The sequence below is a fragment of the Bradyrhizobium canariense genome, from assembly GCF_019402665.1.
Classification (GTDB): domain Bacteria; phylum Pseudomonadota; class Alphaproteobacteria; order Rhizobiales; family Xanthobacteraceae; genus Bradyrhizobium; species Bradyrhizobium canariense.
In genome coordinates, this window is record NZ_VSST01000015.1 from 88461 (window position 1) to 107106 (window position 18646).

General features: G+C 64.1%; 18 protein-coding genes. 10 read left to right on the forward strand and 8 right to left on the reverse strand.

Annotated elements, in window-relative coordinates; all coding sequences use genetic code 11:
* Positions 1-80: 80 nt before the first annotated feature.
* From FXB41_RS07225 to FXB41_RS07255, 7 genes are all read left to right on the forward strand, one after another.
* Entirely contained in the window at positions 81-929 is an 849-nt protein-coding gene (locus FXB41_RS07225) for an IclR family transcriptional regulator (protein WP_007593306.1), read from the forward strand.
* A gap of 108 nt (positions 930-1037) precedes the next feature.
* Positions 1038-1838 carry an NYN domain-containing protein gene (locus FXB41_RS07230; protein ID WP_219680910.1) on the forward strand — a complete coding sequence of 267 codons (801 nt, stop codon included), beginning with the start codon at positions 1038-1040 and terminating at the stop codon, positions 1836-1838.
* Between the two features lie 85 nt (positions 1839-1923).
* Positions 1924-3726 carry an adenine deaminase gene (locus tag FXB41_RS07235; RefSeq protein WP_219680914.1) on the forward strand — a complete coding sequence of 601 codons (1803 nt, stop codon included), beginning with the start codon at positions 1924-1926 and terminating at the stop codon, positions 3724-3726.
* A 153-nt stretch (positions 3727-3879) separates the two neighbouring features.
* Positions 3880-5670, forward strand: a complete 1791-nt coding sequence (gcl, locus tag FXB41_RS07240; protein WP_007593300.1) for a glyoxylate carboligase — start codon at positions 3880-3882, stop codon at positions 5668-5670.
* A gap of 11 nt (positions 5671-5681) precedes the next feature.
* Positions 5682-6467 carry a hydroxypyruvate isomerase gene (gene hyi / locus FXB41_RS07245; protein ID WP_007593299.1) on the forward strand — a complete coding sequence of 262 codons (786 nt, stop codon included), beginning with the start codon at positions 5682-5684 and terminating at the stop codon, positions 6465-6467.
* Between the two features lie 13 nt (positions 6468-6480).
* Complete coding sequence (locus tag FXB41_RS07250; protein ID WP_219680918.1) at positions 6481-7368, forward strand: 2-hydroxy-3-oxopropionate reductase; 888 nt, start codon at positions 6481-6483, stop codon at positions 7366-7368.
* Between the two features lie 115 nt (positions 7369-7483).
* A complete protein-coding gene (locus FXB41_RS07255; RefSeq protein ID WP_007593296.1) occupies positions 7484-7867 on the forward strand; it encodes a DUF1236 domain-containing protein in 384 nt (127 codons plus the stop codon).
* Between the two features lie 43 nt (positions 7868-7910).
* Here FXB41_RS07255 and FXB41_RS07260 read toward each other — a convergent pair whose 3' ends face one another.
* From FXB41_RS07260 to FXB41_RS07270, 3 genes are all read right to left on the reverse strand, one after another.
* Positions 7911-8288 (reverse strand): VanZ family protein, encoded by a 378-nt coding sequence (locus FXB41_RS07260; protein ID WP_219680921.1) that lies wholly within the window; start codon positions 8286-8288, stop codon positions 7911-7913.
* Between the two features lie 76 nt (positions 8289-8364).
* Positions 8365-8967, reverse strand: a complete 603-nt coding sequence (locus FXB41_RS07265; protein ID WP_219680924.1) for a thiamine pyrophosphate-dependent enzyme — start codon at positions 8965-8967, stop codon at positions 8365-8367.
* Positions 8968-8977: 10 nt separating this feature from the next.
* Positions 8978-9544: a thiamine pyrophosphate-binding protein gene (locus FXB41_RS07270; RefSeq protein ID WP_007593293.1), complete on the reverse strand. Its 567-nt coding sequence runs from the start codon at positions 9542-9544 to the stop codon at positions 8978-8980.
* A 267-nt stretch (positions 9545-9811) separates the two neighbouring features.
* Between FXB41_RS07270 and FXB41_RS07275 the strand changes: the two genes are divergently transcribed.
* The 3 genes from FXB41_RS07275 to FXB41_RS07285 all read left to right on the forward strand — a co-directional run bounded on the left by FXB41_RS07275 (position 9812) and on the right by FXB41_RS07285 (position 11833).
* Positions 9812-10861: a hydroxyacid dehydrogenase gene (locus tag FXB41_RS07275; RefSeq protein WP_007593292.1), complete on the forward strand. Its 1050-nt coding sequence runs from the start codon at positions 9812-9814 to the stop codon at positions 10859-10861.
* 116 nt (positions 10862-10977) lie between these two features.
* Positions 10978-11427, forward strand: coding sequence for a flagellar basal body rod protein FlgC (locus FXB41_RS07280; protein ID WP_007593291.1), 450 nt, complete (start codon positions 10978-10980; stop codon positions 11425-11427).
* A gap of 193 nt (positions 11428-11620) precedes the next feature.
* Positions 11621-11833 (forward strand): hypothetical protein, encoded by a 213-nt coding sequence (locus FXB41_RS07285; RefSeq protein WP_007593289.1) that lies wholly within the window; start codon positions 11621-11623, stop codon positions 11831-11833.
* A gap of 4 nt (positions 11834-11837) precedes the next feature.
* Here FXB41_RS07285 and FXB41_RS07290 read toward each other — a convergent pair whose 3' ends face one another.
* The 5 genes from FXB41_RS07290 to FXB41_RS07310 all read right to left on the reverse strand — a co-directional run bounded on the left by FXB41_RS07290 (position 11838) and on the right by FXB41_RS07310 (position 18600).
* Positions 11838-12416, reverse strand: coding sequence for a GNAT family N-acetyltransferase (locus FXB41_RS07290; RefSeq protein ID WP_219680926.1), 579 nt, complete (start codon positions 12414-12416; stop codon positions 11838-11840).
* A gap of 6 nt (positions 12417-12422) precedes the next feature.
* Entirely contained in the window at positions 12423-14780 is a 2358-nt protein-coding gene (locus FXB41_RS07295) for an Orn/Lys/Arg family decarboxylase (protein ID WP_219680928.1), read from the reverse strand.
* A 103-nt stretch (positions 14781-14883) separates the two neighbouring features.
* Complete coding sequence (locus tag FXB41_RS07300; RefSeq protein WP_219680932.1) at positions 14884-17088, reverse strand: xanthine dehydrogenase family protein molybdopterin-binding subunit; 2205 nt, start codon at positions 17086-17088, stop codon at positions 14884-14886.
* A gap of 7 nt (positions 17089-17095) precedes the next feature.
* The gene (locus tag FXB41_RS07305; RefSeq protein WP_219680934.1) at positions 17096-18112 is read right to left on the reverse strand and encodes an FAD binding domain-containing protein; all 1017 of its coding nucleotides are present in this window, start codon (positions 18110-18112) and stop codon (positions 17096-17098) included.
* A complete protein-coding gene (locus FXB41_RS07310) occupies positions 18109-18600 on the reverse strand; it encodes a (2Fe-2S)-binding protein (protein ID WP_219680937.1) in 492 nt (163 codons plus the stop codon). The genes FXB41_RS07305 and FXB41_RS07310 overlap by 4 nt, the downstream gene beginning before the upstream one ends.
* Between the last annotated feature and the right edge of the window lie 46 nt (positions 18601-18646).

Below are 18646 nucleotides of genomic sequence, written 5' to 3' on the forward strand. Positions count from 1 at the left end.
ACCCCGACCCTCTCCCCGTTAGAACGGGGCGAGGGAGGGCAGGCGGCTCGCGTCTTGTCTGATTGGCAATGCAGGTCGCGATGAGCAAGAACGTGATCCGACGCAAATCGATCGAGCCCCGATCGTCATCGGAGCCTGACCACGACGCGCGCGACGGCGGCGTGCAATCCGTTGATCGCGCGCTGTCGATTCTCGAAACATTGTCCGAAGACGACGAAGGCTATCGCCTCAGCGATCTCGCCGTTCGCACCGGGCTCTCGGCCTCGACCGTACACCGCCTGCTGGCGACGCTGGAAAGCCGCCGCTTCGTGCAGTTCGACCGCGCCGAATCCAAATGGCATGTCGGCGTGCGCAGCTTCACGGTGGGCGCGAGCTTTGCCCGGCGGCGCAATTTCAGCGCCCAGGCTATTCCCTATTTGCGCAAGCTGCGTGATCTCACCCGCGAGACCGCCAATCTCGCCGTGGTCGACGACGAGTTCATCATCGTGCTGACCCGCATGGAGAGCCGTGAAATCATGCGTTCGCTGACCAAGGTCGGCGGCCGCGTTCCGATGGTAACGTCGGGCGTCGGCAAGGCGGTGCTCGCGACCTATTCCGACGAGGACGTCGGTGCCGTCATCCGCCATCACGGCATGCCACGCCTGACCGAGAAATCGATCGTGCGACCAAGCGACCTGTTCAAGGAGCTCGCGACCATCCGCAAGCAGGGTTTTGCGATCGACGACGAGGAAGCCGAGATCGGCCTGCGCTGCGTTGCCGCCGTGGTCTACAACGCGCTTGCCGAGCCGTTGGCGGCGATCTCCGTTTCCGGCTTGACCAGCAGGGTCACCGATGCGCGGCTGCCGGAGATCGGCCGTGTGGTGCGCGAGGTTGCGGCGGAACTGACGGCCGCGCTCGGGGGTGTGACCCCGGTCGCGAAGCCAGCCTGACCCCGGTTCGCGGTCCGTCGTGGCCCGTTGAAGAAATCAGCTCTGGCGGCAGCTGCCCCGACATCGGTATATCCACGCACCGTTGTCGCCTCCTTTTTAGGAAAAGTCATGCCGTCAGAGCTCCGTTCGCCCCGTCTCGCTGTCCTGATCGATGCCGACAACGCTTCGGCAAAGATTGCCGATGGACTGTTCGAGGAGATTGCCAAGATCGGCGAGGCCAGCGTTCGCCGCATCTATGGCGACTTCTCCAATGCACGATCCAGGGGCTGGGCCGATATCCTGTCGAAGCACGCCATCATCCCGCAGCAGCAGTTTGCCTATACGACCGGGAAAAATGCGTCCGACATCACCCTGGTCATCGACGCCATGGACCTACTTCACAGCGGCCGGTTCGATGGCTTCTGCCTGGTGTCTTCAGACAGCGACTTTACCCGTCTCGCTGCCCGCATCCGGGAGCAGGGTGTCGATGTCTTCGGGTTCGGCGAGCACAAAACGCCGGAAAGTTTTCGGCAAGCCTGCCGCAGGTTCGTCTACACGGAGAACCTGCTGGCCGCCCCGGCGAACACCCAGGAGGCCGCCGCAAGATCCACGTCGCTTCAGCCGCTTGATGCGGCGACCCCCATCATCAAGAAGGTCATCACCCAGATGGAGAGCGAGGACGGCTGGGTCACGCTCGGGGAAGTCGGCCGCCAACTTGCCAATCTCGCGTCCGATTTCGATCCGAGAACGTTCGGCTTCCGCAAGCTGAGCGACCTCGTGCGCAAGACCAATTCCTTCGAGATCGACGAGCAGAACGGGAGGTCAATGCGGATTCGGGTCAAGCCCACTGCCGCAGCGGCCCCGAGACGACGGAACTCGCGCAGGCCCGCGAGGTCAGGGGCGGCAGGCGCTTCGCCGCCTAAAGCGTAAGCAGGGCGTGCCGTTATATTTGCGCTTGCCCGGTCTGGCGCAGGGCGTAACCATCGCGGGACCGTAACGCCACGCGAGGGTCCCGATGACCAGACTTACCCGCTTCGCCGTCGCACCGTTGCATTCGATGACCCGGCGTCTCGCCGATGTGGCCTCGGCGCGGGTCGCGCCGGATCTCGTCGTCACCGGCGCGCGGGTGCTTTCGACCTATTCGGAGCGCATCCATCAGGGACGTGAGGTCTGGATCACCGGCGGCCGCATCGCGGCGGTGAAGCCGGCTGGAATAGCCAAGAAGGCCTGGAGCGGCGTCACGACCTACGATGCCGCGGGCGGCATTATCGCGCCGGGCCTGGTTGATCCGCACATCCACATTGAATCCTCGATGGTGACGGCCTGCGCCTATGCCGAGGCCGCCCTGCTCAACGGCACCACCACGATCTTCTGCGACAGCCACGAGATCGGCAACGTCATGGACGTCGCCGGCGTCGAGGCGATGCTGGAGGACGCGCGCGAGGCGCCGCTTTCGATCTTCCTGACGGTGCCTTCTACGGTCCCTGCCACTTCGGCCGCACTGGAGACCGCGGGCGGCGACCTCACGCCGGACAAGATCGCCGGCCTGTTCGACCGCTGGCCGGAAGCTGTCGGGCTCGGCGAGAAGATGGATTTTGTGCCCGTCACCATGGGCGATGAGCGAAGCCACGCCATCCTCGCCGCCGCCCTGAAGCGCGGGCGGCCGGTGTCCGGCCATGTCTATGGCCGCGACTTCGTTGCGGCCTATGCGGCATCCGGCGTCACGGACACCCATGAGGCGATCGACCGCGACATCGCCGACGATTTGCTCGATGCCGGGGTCTGGGTCTTCCTGCGCGGGGGACCGCCGACCACACCGTGGCACTCGCTGCCGCAGGCGATCCGCACTATCACCGAGCTCGGCGCTTCGCACAAGCGCACGGCCGCTTGCACCGACGATCGCGACGCCGATGATCTCCTGCTGTTCGGTCTCGACTGGGTGGTGCGGGAGGCGGTGAAGGCGGGAATGTCGCCCGAGCAGGCCTGGTCGATGGGCTCGCTGCATGGCGCGACGCGCTTCAACATGGACAGCGATATCGGCGGGCTCGGCGGGGGGCGCCGCGCCGATCTGGTGCTGATGGACGACAATCTGAAGCCGCAATGCACTTGGTATGGCGGCGAGCTGGTGGTCGAGAACCGCAAGATCACGCCGCGGCTCGATCAGGCATTGTCGCAGCGATATCAATACCCGAAGGCGGCCTACGCGACTGTGAAGCTGCCGGAGAAGCTGAAGCTGACGCCGGAGCTGCCGGCGAAGGCCTGCACCGTCAACGCCATCAAGACCGCGTTGCCCGGCATCACGCTGATCCATGAGAAGATCGAGATCGAGCCGGCCAAGGATTGGCCGGAATTGTTCGCGCGCTACAGCCTGTGCTTCGTCACGGTGGTCGAGCGCCACGGCAAATCGGCCGGCAATGTCGCCTATGGCCTCTTGAAGGACTTTGGCCTGAAGCGCGGCGCGGTCGCCTCCAGCGTCGGGCACGACAGCCACAACATCATCGTTGCCGGTACCAACGAGGCCGACATGCAGGTCGCGGTGGCCGCCATCAAGGAGCAACAGGGCGCCGTCTGCCTCGTCGCCGAGGGCAAGGTGAGGGCGCTGGTGCCGCTGCCGATCGCCGGTCTGCTGTCCGACAAGCGCGTTACCGAAGTGGCGGAAGAGGTCAAGGTGCTGAAGAAAGAATGGGCGGAAGCCGGCTGCACCATCCCCTACATGGGCTTCAATTTGATTCCTCTATCGGTCATTCCGGAAATTCGCATCACCGACAAGGGCCTCGTGCTGGTGCCGCAGATGGAGCTGGCGCCGCTGTTCGAGTGAGCGCTTTCACGCGAGTCTCGACCTAACCGACTGAAGCCGCCGCGATTTTTTCGCGGCTGCCGCATCGTGGAAAATAAAATCGATCTCGTTGAGTGAAGCCCTCGCGGGCCCGATGATCTCGCTCGAGCCAATGCAACTCAAGCGAGGTCCGATATGGCGAAGATGCGAGCCATCGATGCTGCCGTGCGAATTCTGGAGAAGGAAGGCATCTCGACTGCCTTCGGCGTTCCCGGGGCCGCGATCAATCCGCTTTACTCGGCGCTGAAGAAGCGCGGCTCGATCCGCCATATCCTGGCGCGCCATGTCGAGGGGGCCTCGCACATGGCCGAGGGTTATACGCGGGCCAAGGCGGGCAATATCGGCGTCTGCATCGGAACCTCGGGGCCGGCGGGCACCGACATGATCACCGGGCTCTATTCGGCGATCGCCGATTCCATCCCGATCCTCTGCATCACCGGCCAGGCGCCGCGGGCGCGGCTCTACAAGGAGGATTTCCAGGCCGTCGACATCGAATCGATCGCAAAGCCCGTGACCAAATGGGCGGTGACCGTGCGCGAACCCGGGCTGGTGCCTCGCGTGTTCAGCCAGGCCTTTCACATCATGCGCTCGGGAAGGCCTGGCCCGGTCCTGATCGATATGCCGCTCGACGTGCAGCTCGCCGAGATCGAGTTCGACGACGAGACCTATGAGCCGCTGCCGGTCTACAAGCCCACCGCGACGCGCAAGCAGGTGGAGAAGGCGCTGGAGATGCTCAACGCGGCCGAACGGCCGCTGATCGTCGCGGGCGGCGGCGTGATCAATGCCGACGCCTCGGATTTGCTGGTGGAATTCGCCGAGATCGCCAACGTGCCGGTCGTGCCGACGCTGATGGGGTGGGGGGCCATCCCCGATGACCACGTGCTGATGGCCGGCATGGTCGGTCTTCAGACCAGCCACCGTTACGGCAATGCCACCATGCTCGAATCCGATTTCGTGCTGGGCATCGGCAACCGCTGGGCCAACCGCCACACCGGCTCGGTCGAGACCTACACCAAGGGCCGCACCTTCGTGCATGTCGACATCGAGCCGACCCAGATCGGGCGCGTGTTCAACCCCGACCTCGGCATCGTCTCGGATGCCAAGGCCGCCCTTGAGCTTTTCGTCACCGTCGCCAGGGAGTGGCGCCGGTCAGGCAGGTTGCGCGAGCGCCAGGCGTGGCCCGCTTCCTGCCGCGACCGCAAGAAAACGATGTTGCGCAAGAGCCATTTCGACAACGTTCCGATCAAGCCGCAGCGCGTCTACGAGGAGATGACCAAGGCCTTTGGCCGTGACACCTGCTACGTCTCCGTGATTGGCCTGTCGCAGATTGCCGGGGCGCAGTTTCTGGGGGTATACAAGCCGCGCAACTGGATCAATGCCGGGCAGGCCGGGCCGCTCGGCTGGACGCTGCCCGCGGCGCTCGGCGTGCGCGCGGCGTGTCCGGATCGCGACATCGTCGCGCTCTCCGGCGACTACGACTTCCAGTTCCTGATCGAAGAGCTCGCGGTCGGGGCGCAATTCAATCTGCCCTACATCCACGTCGTCGTGAACAACTCCTATCTCGGCCTGATCCGCCAGGCCCAGCGTGGCTTCGACATGGACTATCACGTCCAGCTCTCCTTTGAGAACATCAACGCGCCCGAGCTCGGCGGCTATGGCGTCGACCATGTTGCGGTCGCCGAAGGCCTCGGCTGCAAGGCGATCCGCGTCACCGACCCGAAAGACTCGCAGGCGGCGTTCGCGACCGCGCGCGAATTGATGGCCAAGCATCGCGTGCCCGTGATGGTCGAGTTCATCCTCGAACGTGTCACCAACATCGCGATGGGCACCGAGATCGACAACATCGTCGAATTCGAGGAGGTGCTGGATCTGCCGCTCGACGACGTCGCGACCGCGCGGCCCGGCGTGCTGCAGCCGGCGGAATAGGGAACAGCATCATGCCGAAATTCGCCGCCAACCTCACCATGCTCTTCAACGAAATGCCGTTCGTGGACCGCTTCGCCGCGGCCAAAGCGGCGGGCTTTTCCGGGGTCGAGTACCTCTTCCCCTATGATTTCGACAAGGCGCTTTTGCGCGAGCAGCTCGACCGCCATGGGCTGACGCAGGTGCTGCACAATCTGCCGGCCGGCAATTGGGCGGCAGGCGAGCGCGGCATCGCGATCTTGCCGGATCGTGTCAGCGAGTTCCGGGACGGCGTGTTTCGCGCCATCGACTATGCCAAGGCACTCGATTGCGAGCAGCTCAACTGTCTCGTCGGCATCGCGCCTGTCGATGCCGACCCGCGTGAGCTCAACGAAACGCTGGTCGGGAATCTGCGGTTTGCAGCTTCGACCCTGGCGCGCGAGAACATCAAGCTTCTGGTCGAGCCGATCAACACGCTCGACATTCCCGGCTTCTTCCTCAACGGCACCGAGCAGGCCGTGCAGCTGGTCTCCGAGGTGCGCTCAAACAATCTGTTTGTCCAATACGACATCTATCACATGCAGATCATGGAGGGCGATCTCGCCCGTACCATGCAGGAATATCTGCCGCAGATCGCGCACATCCAGCTCGCCGACAATCCAGGTCGTCACGAGCCCGGCACCGGCGAGATCAACTTTCCCTTCCTGTTCCGCCATCTCGACGCGATCGGCTATCGCGGCTGGATCGGTTGCGAATACAAGCCGCGCACTACGACGCTGGAAGGCCTGTCCTGGCACGCCGCGCAGACTTTCGAGACCTGAGGAAACCGTAGACATGATCGACATCGGCTTTATCGGACTTGGCACCATGGGACGGCCGATGGCCGGTCATCTTCTGGCCGCAGGCCATCGCGTTCTCCTGCACGATGTCGGGCCGGTCGCACCCGAGCTGATCGCGGCCGGCGGCGTTGACTGCAAGTCAAGCAAGGAGGTCGCGGAGGAGGCGGATGCGGTCATCATCATGGTGCCGGATACCCCGCATGTGGAGGCCGTGCTGTTCGGCAAGGACGGCGTCGCGGGCGGCGTTTCCAAGGGCAAGATCGTGGTCGACATGAGCTCGATCTCGCCGCTGGCGACCAAGGAATTTGCGAAGAAGATCGAGGCGCTCGGCGCGGATTATCTCGATGCACCGGTGTCAGGCGGGGAGGTCGGTGCCAAGGCGGCAAGCCTCACCATCATGGTCGGTGGCCCCGAGCGCGCCTTCAACACCATGAAGCCGATCTTCGACCGGATGGGAAAGAACGTCACCCGCGTCGGCGCCAATGGCGACGGCCAGACGACGAAGGTCGCCAACCAGATCATCGTCGCGTTGACGATCGAGGCGGTCAGCGAAGCGCTACTGTTCGCGTCGAAAGCCGGTGCGGATCCGGCGCTGGTGCGGCAGGCCCTGATGGGCGGCTTTGCGTCGTCCCGGATTCTCGAAGTGCATGGCGAGCGCATGGTGAAGCGCAATTTCGATCCCGGCTTCCGCATCGAGCTGCACCAGAAGGATCTCAACCTCGCGCTTGAAGGCGCCCGCGCGCTCGGCCTGTCGCTGCCGAGCACGGCAGTGGCGCAGCAACTATTCTCGTCCTGCGCCGCGCATGGCGGCAAGGGCTGGGATCACTCGGCGATGGTGCGCGCGCTGGAACTGATGGCGGGCCACGAGATCGCGGCGGCCTGAACTGTTACCGGGTAACAGTCTCCGGTTTTGGTGCCGTCTAGATCGGGCGGGGAACCGGAACAATGATCCGGCCCCGCGGTTGAAGGCGCACAACAATCACTGGAGACATAAGCACATGAAAACCCGTCTTGCGATTTCGTTGGCTGCCGCGTCGCTGCTGGCGTCGAGTGCGGCCTTTGCTCAGTCGACGACCGAAGAGGGCGCCAGGAACGGCGCACGCGCGGGCGGCGACATCGGCGGCCCGGTCGGAGCGATGGTCGGTGGTACCGTCGGGGCGGCGGTCGGCGCTGGTCTGGAAATCCCGAATGCGATCCTCGGCGGAATTCCGCGTGATGATTCGGTCGTGGTCCACGAGCGCGTCGTGGTCGGCGAGCCGCTGCCGCCGACCGTGGTGCTGCGGCCCGTGCCGAACTACACCGAATATCGCTATGCGGTCGTGAACGATCGCCGCGTGATCGTGGAGCCGCGCACGCGCCGCGTCGTCAAGATCATCGACTGATCGATCAGAGCGTGAGCTTTGAAGAGACGGGCCCTGCGGAGCGTCACTCCGCGGGGCCTTGACTCGAGAGGACCGAATTTGCGCGAAACCGCGTCATGGCCCAATCGGCGATGGCCGCCAGCGCGAAGCCGATGCAGGTGGTGCCGGCATCGACCAGAAAGTCCTCCAGCCGCGGATGTCGTCCCGGTGCCCAGAATTGCATCAGTTCGAGCAGGCCGATCAGCACCACGGCGATGGCTGTCGCCGACAGGCGGCGGCGCGGATAGGCGAAGCCGAAGGCTAGTCCCACCAGGACGAAGGCAAGGGCATGCTCGCCGTCCTGGCCCAGGTCGGAATGGGGCCGCAGGCCGGGCGGACCGAGGGTTGCAAAGGCGACGGCGGCGGCAAGCAGCCAGGCAGAGGAGCGAACCAAAATGGACATCCGCACCGCTTAGCACGGATTGCAGCAGCTTGCCGAGGCGCCGGGATCAGATCGCCGTGTAGTTAATGACGAAACGTTAAAGCGGCTCGCGCACGCCCAGGCCGTGCATGAAGCGTTCCCGGATTTGTACGGGATCGCGTCGGGTGGCGCCGACGCCGGGCTTGTCATCGATACGAACGCCGATCAGGCTGGGCTCGCCAGCCGACATGGCTTCCTCAACCAGACGCTCGAAATCCTCCTCGTCCGCGGCCCAGGCGCTGTTGGCAAGCCCGGAGCCGGTCGCGATGGCGACGATGTCAGCTACGTTCGCGGCCGGTGTCGGCTGCGCGCCGGTGATCTGGTAGATGCCGTTGTCCATCACGATCATGACGAGATTTTTCGGCTTCAACGCCGCGATCGTCGAGAGCGCGCCGAGCTGCATCAGGAGCGAACCATCGCCTTCGAGCGCAAAGACGCGCCGGTCCGGTTGCGCCAGCGCCACGCCCAGCGCGATCGGGAAGGCGAGGCCCATGCTGCCGAGCATGTAGAAATTCTGCGGACGGTGGCCGGCGGCCCAGAGGTCGAAATTGGTGTTGCCGATGCCGCCGATCACGGCTTCCTCGTGCTCGAGTTTCGCGATCAGGCGCGAGGTGACGTCGAAGCGGTTCATCACTTTGGTGTTGCGCGCGTCTGTCTTCATTTGGCCGTCCTCACTTGTCGAACACCTTGCCGCCCGTGAGCAGCGGATTGAGGATCAGCGCGACTGGCGCCTGCGTCGTGATGGCCTGCTTGATCGAACGGTCGGCAATGAATTCGAGCTCGTCGAGCCGGGTGATGGTGTGATGCTCCAGCGCCAGCGAATCCAGCACCGGACGCATGGTGCGGCAGACCAGTGACTGGCCGTAATTGAATTCGCCGAGCGTGCCGCGCTCAGACACGAACATGATCAGCGGAATCTGGTAGGGCACCGCAAGCGAGGCCAGCACGTTGGCGAGCGTCGCAAACCCCGAGGTCTGCATCAACACCGCGCCCCGTCGTCCGCCCATCCAGGCGCCCGAGACGATGCCGACGGCCTCCTCCTCGCGGGCGGTGGCAAAGGTGGTGAAGAACGGATCGGCGTGCAGGTTCTTGATCAGCGGCGTCAGCACGCGGTCGGGCACGTAAGGGACGAGGCTGATCTCGTTCCGCTTCAGCGTTTGCAGGACGATGCCGTGCCAGCTCTTGTCGCTGGAGGTCTGCGCCGCCTCGGACGAGGTCTGTTGCTCCGCAATCGGCATTGCGTTCTCCCTTCGGCCGCGCATGCTTCTTGGTTTTTTGCCTTTGTCGTGGCCATCGTCTTGGCCGTCGCGGCGGTCTGCCGAACTTGACGCAGGCAGCGGGATTGTCAACATGTCCGGGCTGCACCGTGATCTGCGCCAGACGGCCTGCCGCGGCCGGTGCCGCCGTGTCATAAGCGGCAATAACAAGAGAACGGAGGAACGTATGAAAGGATCGCGCGCCGCGCTGGCCCTGCGGATCTCCTGGAGAAAGCCGGAAGGGTCCTGATGTCCGTCAACAGCAAGCGCGTCTTCTACGTTAAATATCTGGCCAATCCGATCTATATCGACATTCTGAAGGCGCGGCCCGACGTCCGGCTCGATCGCATCGAGAACGAGAGCCCCGAGGAATATTTCGCGCCGATCATCGAAGCGGCTCATGTCTACCAGATCGGCGCCGCCCGTGACGAACTGGCCCCGCATTTCCATGTCGATGCTGCCTTCCTGAAGCGCGCGCCGAACCTGCTGCTCGTCTCCAGCAACGGCGCTGGATTCGATCCTGTTGACGTCGAGGCCTGCACCGATGCCGGCGTGCTGGTCGTCAACCAGTCCGGCGGCAACGCCCATTCCGTCGCCGAGCATGCGCTGGCGATGATGCTGACGCTGTCCAAGCGCATCATCCAGTCCGACCGCAAGCTCCGCAGGGAGTCCAACGTCAACCGCAACGAACTCGTCGGCAACGAGATCGAGCACAAGACCGTCGGCATCATCGGCCTCGGCAATGTCGGTCGCCGCATCGCCGCGCTGTGCAAGGGCCTGTTCGGCATGAAGGTGCTGGCCTACGATCCGTACCTGACGGCCGAAATGATGGCCGAGCGGGGCGGCGAGAAGGTCGAGCTCGACGAGCTCTTGCGCCGCGCCGACTTCGTCTCGATCTCCTGTCCGCTCGACAAGGGCAGCCGCAATATGATCAGCGTGCGCGAGTTTGGGTTGATGCAGCCGCATGCGTACTTTATCACCACGGCGCGTGGCTTCATCCACGATGAGGATGCGCTGCTCCAGGCGTTGCGTGACAAGCGCATTGCGGGCGCCGGTCTCGACGTCTGGTCGAAGGAGCCGCCGCCGCCGGAGCATCCGCTGCTCCAGCTCGACAACGTGCTGGCGAGCCCGCATACGGCCGGCGTCACGATCGAGGCGCGCCAGAACATGGGCCGCATCGCCGCCGAGCAGGTGCTGCAGACGCTCGACGGTAAGCGCCCGCCGCGCATCATCAATCCCGAGGTCTGGCCGCGCTATGCCGAGCGGTTCAAGCAGGCGTTTGGTGTGATGCCGGCGTAGGGCGCGCGAAGTCTGATCGTGCTCCGATCGCTGGTTACGAGGATGAAAACAGAAAGCGGCGGATTTTACTGATGGCGTGAGTGAACACGTATGACTTGTCCTGTATATCAGGGTTCATGAGCATATTTTCGATTGCGACATCCGGACTTTCCGCGGCGAGTTTGCGTGTGAACGTGGCCGCGAGCAATATCGCCAACATTCGCACGACAGGCCCGCTACCTGCGTCAGGCGGATCGAGCACATCGGCCAGTGCGGTCAGTTCGAGCATTAGTCCGACGTTTCCCGCGGCGTATGTGCCGTTGCGAGTCGATCAGGTCGACCAATCGAGCGGCTCGACGCCGGGCGGTACGTTCACGACCGTGTCGGCGGTTTCGCCGAGCTTTACCGCACAATCCGACCCAAGCGCCCCCTTCGCAAACCAGGACGGCCTGGTCGCCGCGCCGAATGTCGATCTCGCCAGCGAATTCGTTCAACTGGCGACCGCGAAGTACAGCTTCATTGCCAATGCGAAGGTCATTCAGGCCTATTCAGAAACGACAGAGTCGCTACTCGACATCACGACGTGATGTCGGCGCGGGCGCTCGTGTCGCGCGCGCCTTCCGCAGGCCCCTAGGCAGGGCGAGGGTGGTTGACGGATTGAGCCGACGACTGTCGGCGGGCGGGAACCGCGCCCCGACCTTGATCCGCATCAAAATCTCCCTCCCGCAATCCGGCTAAATGGGATTAGAGTGAGCGCCGCCGGGGCAGGCAGGAGGTCCCATGTCAACTTATGTGGTCAGGTTCATGAAGGACGTGCTCGGCCAGTACGGCCGGCAGATCGAGGTGTGCCAGGGCACGCTCGAGATCGACGCTTCCGACGAGAACGAAGCCAGAGAGCGGGCGAAGGCGAGGTTTTGCGAGGACCAGGCACTGCACCACTGGTCCTTGCATGCCGACCGCATCCAGGTCAGACCGGCTGACTTTCCGTCGTGAGGGCCTAGCGGCCGGGCGCCGTGACGGGCGGCGGCGCGGTGACGCCGGCACCGAGCGAGCGCTGTACCATGACGGTGTCGGACCAGTGACCGTTGCGATAGGCGACACCGCAGAGCAGGCCGGCGCGCGCGAAACCGAACTTCTCGTGCAGCGCCAGCGAGGGGGCATTGTCGGCATCGATATAGCCGATCATCTGGCGGAAGCCGGCCGCCGCACACGCGTCGATCAACTCCTGCAGCAATAGCCGTCCGACTCCGCGGCCGAGATGGTCGTGGTGCACATAGATCGAATGCTTGGCGGCGTAGCGATAAGCTGGCCGCTTGCGGAACAGTACCGCATAGGCATATCCCACGACTTCACCACGAAAGGTCGCGACCAGATGCGGCAGGCGGGTCTGCTTCAGGTTCTTGCGCCGATCGCGCAGATCGTCCGGCTCGGGCGCACCGGCTCCCTCGACATCGCGCGGCACGCCGTTGCGGACGTGATGGCGGTAGATCGCCAGCATCGCATCGACGTCGCTCTCGCGTGAGGGCCGGACCACGACTGGCCCGTCATCCGGGCGCGCAATCGCAGTTTCGTTCATCGGCACCTACCCGGCAACGACGTAAGTATAGAGCCCGATGCGCCCCTGCGCATCGATCTCCTTGTAGACGCCCTGGATTTCCACATCGAAGCCCGGGAACGTGTTGAAGCAGGTCTCGAACATCTTGAGATAATCCAGCATGGGCTTGGCCCGTTCCGTCAGCCGCTCGCCGGGCACGATGGTTGCGATGCCGGGCGGATAGACCACGAAGGGCGTGGTGGCGATGCGGCCCGTGATCGCCTCGATCGGCAGATAGTCGACATCGTTGCGGAAAAGGTAGCGCGCGGCATCGCGGGGCGACATCGCGATGTCAGGCATGTGCTCGGGCATGAACTGCCGGGCCTGGAGTGCGCTGACGTCGGCGGCACGGAAGAAACGGTGCATATCGCCGCAGAGATCGCGCAGCCGCACGCCGGCATAGCGCGCCTGCCGTCGCTGGCAGAACTCCGGGATGGCGTCGGCCAGCAGCGCATTGTCGTCGTGCAGCCGCTTGAATGCGACGAGACCGGAGATCAGCGTGCCCGCCTTGCTTGCTTCGACGCCCGGAGTGAGCAGGAAGAGCAGGGAGTTGAGGTCGTTCTTCTCGGGGACGATGCGGTTCTCGCGCAAATATTGCGCGACGACCGGCGCGGGGATGCCGTGCTCGACATAGGCGCCGGTGATGCGATCGAAGCCGCGCGTGAGCAGCGTCAGCTTGTTCGGATCGGTCATGGCAAAGCCCTCGCTGAGGCCAGGGAAGCCATGCCAGGCGCTGTCGGGGGAGAGCTGCCACAGCGCAGGGTTGGTGGCGAGTTCGTCGGTGGAGAGTGTTTCCCAGGCGACGTTGTGGGCGGCGCCGGCGCGGCTGACGTCGGGAATTGCGACGCGGTCGGGGACGAAGGGTTCGAAGAACCAGCGGCGGTCCGGAGTCTGCTCCTTCTCCTCGAACTCCCGGCGCATCGCGCGGATTTTCTTGCGCAACTCGATGCCGAGCCGGATCGTGTCGTCCCACAACACTTCGCCGGAGCGGCCCTTCATCATCTGTGCGCCGACGTCGAGCGAGGCGAACAGCGGGTAGAATGGCGACGTGGAAGCGTGCTGCATGAAACTTTCGTTGAAGCGGCGGTGCTCGACGCGCCGTTTCTGGCCGCGGATGTGACGATCCTTGATGTGGATCTGGGATGCCTGCGAGAAGCTCGCGAGCTGCTTGTGGGTCGACTGCGTCGCGATGATGCCGGGAGCCTCGGAGGGAAGGTTGGTCAGCCCCATGGCGAAGCGGCCGGCATAGAGCGGGTGGAATTTCATGAAGCCGGCCCAAGCCTCGTCGAACAGGATGTACTCGCAGAGATGGCCGATGCGCTTCAAGATCATCTCGGCGCTGTGAATGGTGCCGTCATAGGTGCACTGCTCGACCACGGCGACGCGGAACGGCCGCTCCTTGCGCCAGGCGTCCTTGTCCGTCACCAAGGGATGATTGCGGATCGTCTCGCGCAAGGTTTTCTCGTCGAGCATGTCCCAGCGCATCGGGCCAATCAGGCCCCAGGCGTTGCGGATGGTCGGCACGTAGACCGGAACGCCGCCATTGATCATCAGCGCGCCATGATGAGCGGCTTTGTGATTGTTGCGGTCGAACAGCACGAGATCGCCGTCGGTGACGAGAGCGCCGAGCGCGATCTTGTTCGATGTCGAGGTTCCGTTGAGCACGAAATAGGTCTTTTCCGCGCCAAAAATCTGGGCGGCTTCCTTCTGCGCCCTTAGCGCGGGACCTTCGTGGGTGAGGAGGTCGCCGAGGTCGAGCACGGAATTGTCGAGGTCGTCGCGGAACACGGACTCGCCGAGATGTTCGACGAACACCCGCCCGATCGGGCTGCGGTTGTAGAACACGCCGCCATTGTGGCCTGGACAGGTCCAGAGCTGGTTGCCCTCTTCGGCATAATCGACCAGCGCGCCGAAGAAGGGCGTCTTCAGCGTCTCCGCATATTGCTTCAGACGGCTGATCAGGTTCTTGGCGATGAAGGTCGGTGTCTCCTCGGACAGGAAGACATAACCGTCGATGAAGTCGAGCACCTCGACCGGCAGATCCTCGAACCGCTTGCGCCGGATCAGGAGGATGATCGGGAAATCGAGGCCGCGCCGCCGCATCAAATTGATCAGCGCCGAGGTCTTGCCCTCCAGGCCCTTCTTGCCCCAGTCCACCACCATGCAGCCGATTGCGGCATCGGTCTGCACCGCCATCTCCGCGTCCTCCAGCTTGCGGGCGCGAACGACCTCGAAGCCGGAACGCTGGATCTCCTCGATGATCTGGTTGAAGCGGACACCTTCGAGGTCGTCGGCGTCGAACACAGGTGCGGCGAACAGGAAGTTGAAGCGCTTGAAATAGTCCATGTCATGTCCCGAATGTGCGAGACCGACAGGTCTCGACACATTTGATGACAGCTGGATGACAGGGAGCGCGATCCCGAGCGGGCCGGGTCGGATGACCATCGGCTCAGTCCAGCAGCTTGTCCAATGTGATCGGGAAGCGGCGGATGCGTTTGCCGGTGGCGTGATAGACGGCGTTTGCGATCGCCGCCGGGACGCCCACAATGCCGATCTCGCCCAGCCCCTTGATGCCGAGCGCATTGATGTGCGCGTCCGGCTCGTCGACGAAGATCACGTCGATGTCGTGTACATCCGCATTCACGGGAATATGGTACTCGGCGATGTTCGCGTTCATGATCCGACCGAAGCGATGATCCATCACCGTCTCCTCCTGGAGCGCCATCCCGATCCCCCAGACCACGCCGCCCATGATCTGGCTGCGGCCGGTCTTGGTGTTCAGAATCCGCCCGGCCGCGACGGCGCTCACGACCCGCGTCACGCGAATGACGTCTAGCTCTTCGTCCACCTTGACCTCGGCGAAGACGGCCGAATGGGTATTGCGCGCGTGCTTCTTGTCCTCACCGAACTGGTTGAGCTTTTCCTTCTCGATACGTTCGACACCGCCATGGCGCATCGCGTCGGCGATCGAGACTGCGCGGCTGTTGTCGCTGGCGTTGGCAATGCTGCCGTCGGTCAGCACCGTATCGACAAGCTCGGCGCCGGCGAGCGGCGAGCCTGGGATTTTCCCGGCCAGACCTAACACCTCCTTGCGCACCTCCTCGGCGGCTACGAGCACTGCATGTGCGCTCGAAGCGGCCATCCAGGAGCCGCCCTCGACAGGCGCCTGCGGCAAGGTCGAATCTGCGAGCCTGACGCTGATGTTCTCGATCGGCAGGCCCAGCGCATCGGCGGCGACCTGCGCCACGATGGTATAGGTGCCGGTGCCGATATCGGATGCAGCGCAAGATACCTCGGCATGTCCGTTCGACGTCAGCGCGATACGGACGGCGACCGGCATCTGCAGTGCTTCCCACACACCCGTCGCCATGCCCCAGCCGACCAGCTCCTTGCCGTCGCGCATCGAGCGCGGCACAGGATTGCGTCTGCTCCAGCCGAAGGCGTCCGCGCCGCGCGCGTAGCATTCGCGCAACTGCTTGCTGGTGTAGGGCAGGTTTTCGCTCTGGTCGCGATCCGAGTAGCACTTCAGCCGCAGTTCGACCGGGTCGAGCTTGAGCGCGACGGCGAGCTCGTCCATGGCGCATTCGAGCGCGCAGACGCCCGACGCCGCGCCCGGTGCGCGCATATCGCAAGGCGTGGAGACGTCAAGGTGAACCAGCTTGTGCGCGAAGCGGCTGTTCGGACTCTTGTAGAGCTGTTCGGCCCAGCCGGTATCGTTGCGCGCAAAATCCTCGTAGCGCGAGGTGACGGCAATGGCCTCGTGCGTAACGGCGTCGAGCGTACCATCCGATTTTGCGCCGAGCGCGACGCGCTCGATGGTCATCGGCCGGTATCCGAGCCCGTACATCTGCTGCCGCGTCAGCACGACGCGAATGGACCGCTTCAGCGCGAGCGCGCCGAGCGTTGCCAACACCACCTGATATTGCGGCCGCAAGCCGGAGCCGAAGGCGCCGCCGACGTATGGCGAGACCACGCGAATGTCATCCGGTTTCTTGTCGAACACCCCGCAGAGAAATTTGTGGACGTTCTGGACGCCTTGAGTCTTGTCGTAGATCGTGAGCTTGCCATTGCTGTCCCAGACCGCCGTAGTCGCATAGAGCTCCATCGGATTGTGATGCTCGGTCGGTATCACGTAGTCCGCCTCGTGGCGCACATAAGCTCCCGCAAGAGCCGCTACGGCGTCGCCCCGCGGCTTGTGCGGCTTGTCCTTCTCGGCAGCGTTGCTGCGCTCGCCTTCGAGGTCGGTCGCAAAACCATGCTGCTCATATTCGACCCGCACGAGAGTCGCGGCAAATTTCGCGGTTTCCCAGTCCTCCGCCACGACCAACGCAATCGGCTGGCCATTGAACTTGATCGTGTCATCATAAAGCGGACGGAAAGGCGAGCCTTCCTCGGGCGCTACTTCGTCCTTCCACGAATCGTCCTTGTCGGCCAGTGGCGGACGGTTCGCATGCGTGAGCACGTCGAGTACGCCTTCGACCTGGAGTGCCGTACTGGTGTCGAGGCGGGCAATGCGCCCGCATGGAATGCTGGCCTCGACCACGAAGCCATGGAGGAGCCCGTCCGCCGGAAATTCGCCGGCGTATTTGGCGGCCCCGGTGACCTTGGCTCGGCCGTCGACACGCGACGTTGGCGTTCCGACATAAGCGTTCATAGGGTCCTCACGCGATCTTCTTGTGAGCCTGGGATTGCGGCGTGGCGTTCGCCGCCTGTGTCAGCGTCCGCACGATGGCGCGGCGTGCGAGCTCGACCTTGAAGCCGTTATGTGAGCGGGCCGTTGCTCCCTGGAGCAAGAGATCCGCGGCGTGCGAGAAGTGATCGGGCGTCGCGGCCTGACCGCGCAACGCAGCTTCGGCTTCGAGGCTGCGCCAGGGCTTGTGAGCCACGCCGCCGAGCGCCACGCGCGCCCCGCTGATTGCGTTGCCGTCCAATTCGAGCGCGGCGGCAACCGAGACCAGAGCAAAGGCATAGGACATGCGGTCGCGAATTTTGAGGTAGCTGTAGTTTTGAGCAAAGCCGGGCGGCGGCAGTTCGATCGCCGTGATGATCTCGCCGGTGCCGAGGTTGGTATCGACGTGAGGCTTGTCGCCGGGCACCCGGTGGAAATCAGTTAGCGCGATGGTGCGTTCGCCGGAGGGGCCCGCGATGTGCACGAGCGCATCGAGCGCGGCCAGCGCCACGCTCATATCGGACGGATTGGTCGCGATGCAGGCGGCGCTCGTACCCAGGATCGCATGGTTGCGGTTCAGCCCGTCCATCGCCGAGCAGCCGCTGCCGGGATGTCGCTTGTTGCAGGGCGTGGCCGTGTCATAGAAATAGGCGCAGCGCGTTCGCTGCATCAGATTGCCGCCAACGGAGGCCATGTTGCGCAATTGCGCCGAGGCGCCGGCCAGAATGGCGCTGGCGAGCAGGGGATAGCGCTGCTCGATCAATGGATGGTAGGCGAGGTCCGAGTTCGGCACCAGGGCGCCGATGCGCAAGGACCCGTCGGCCGTCCCCTCGACCTTGCGGAGCGGCAGGCGGGAAATGTCGATCAGACGAGTGGGGCGCTCGACATTCTCTTTCATCAGGTCGATCAGATTTGTGCCGCCGGCAATGAGTTTTGCGCCGGGATCGGCGGCGAGCAGGCGAATCGCGTCGGCGACATCATTGGCTCGGGCGTATTGGAAGTTGTTCATGGCTGGCCCATTGCCTGCTGGATGGCGGCGACGATGTTCGGATAGGCGCCGCAGCGGCAGAGGTTTCCGCTCATCAACTCCCGGATCTCGTCGGTATCTTTGGCACGGCCTTCGACGAGCAGTCCGGCCGCCGAACATATCTGTCCCGGCGTGCAATAGCCGCACTGGAAGGCGTCATGGTCGATAAACGCCTGTTGCAGTGGATGCAGCGCGCCGTCGTTGGCAAGGCCTTCGATGGTCGTGATCTTCGCGCCGTCGTTCATGACGGCGAGCGTGAGGCAGGAATTGATTCGCCGGCCGTCCACCAGCACCGTGCAGGCGCCGCACTGACCATGGTCGCAGCCCTTCTTGGTGCCGCTCAGCGCAAGATGGTCGCGCAAGGCATCGAGCAGCGTGGTCCATGGCACGAGATCGAGCGTGTGACTGACGCCGTTGACGACAAGATGGATCGGAATGCGTTCGGAAATTTGATGCGTGACATCGCCCATGTCCTGCTCCCTGCGACGGCGACCGTGCCGGACGTCAGCCGTGTTG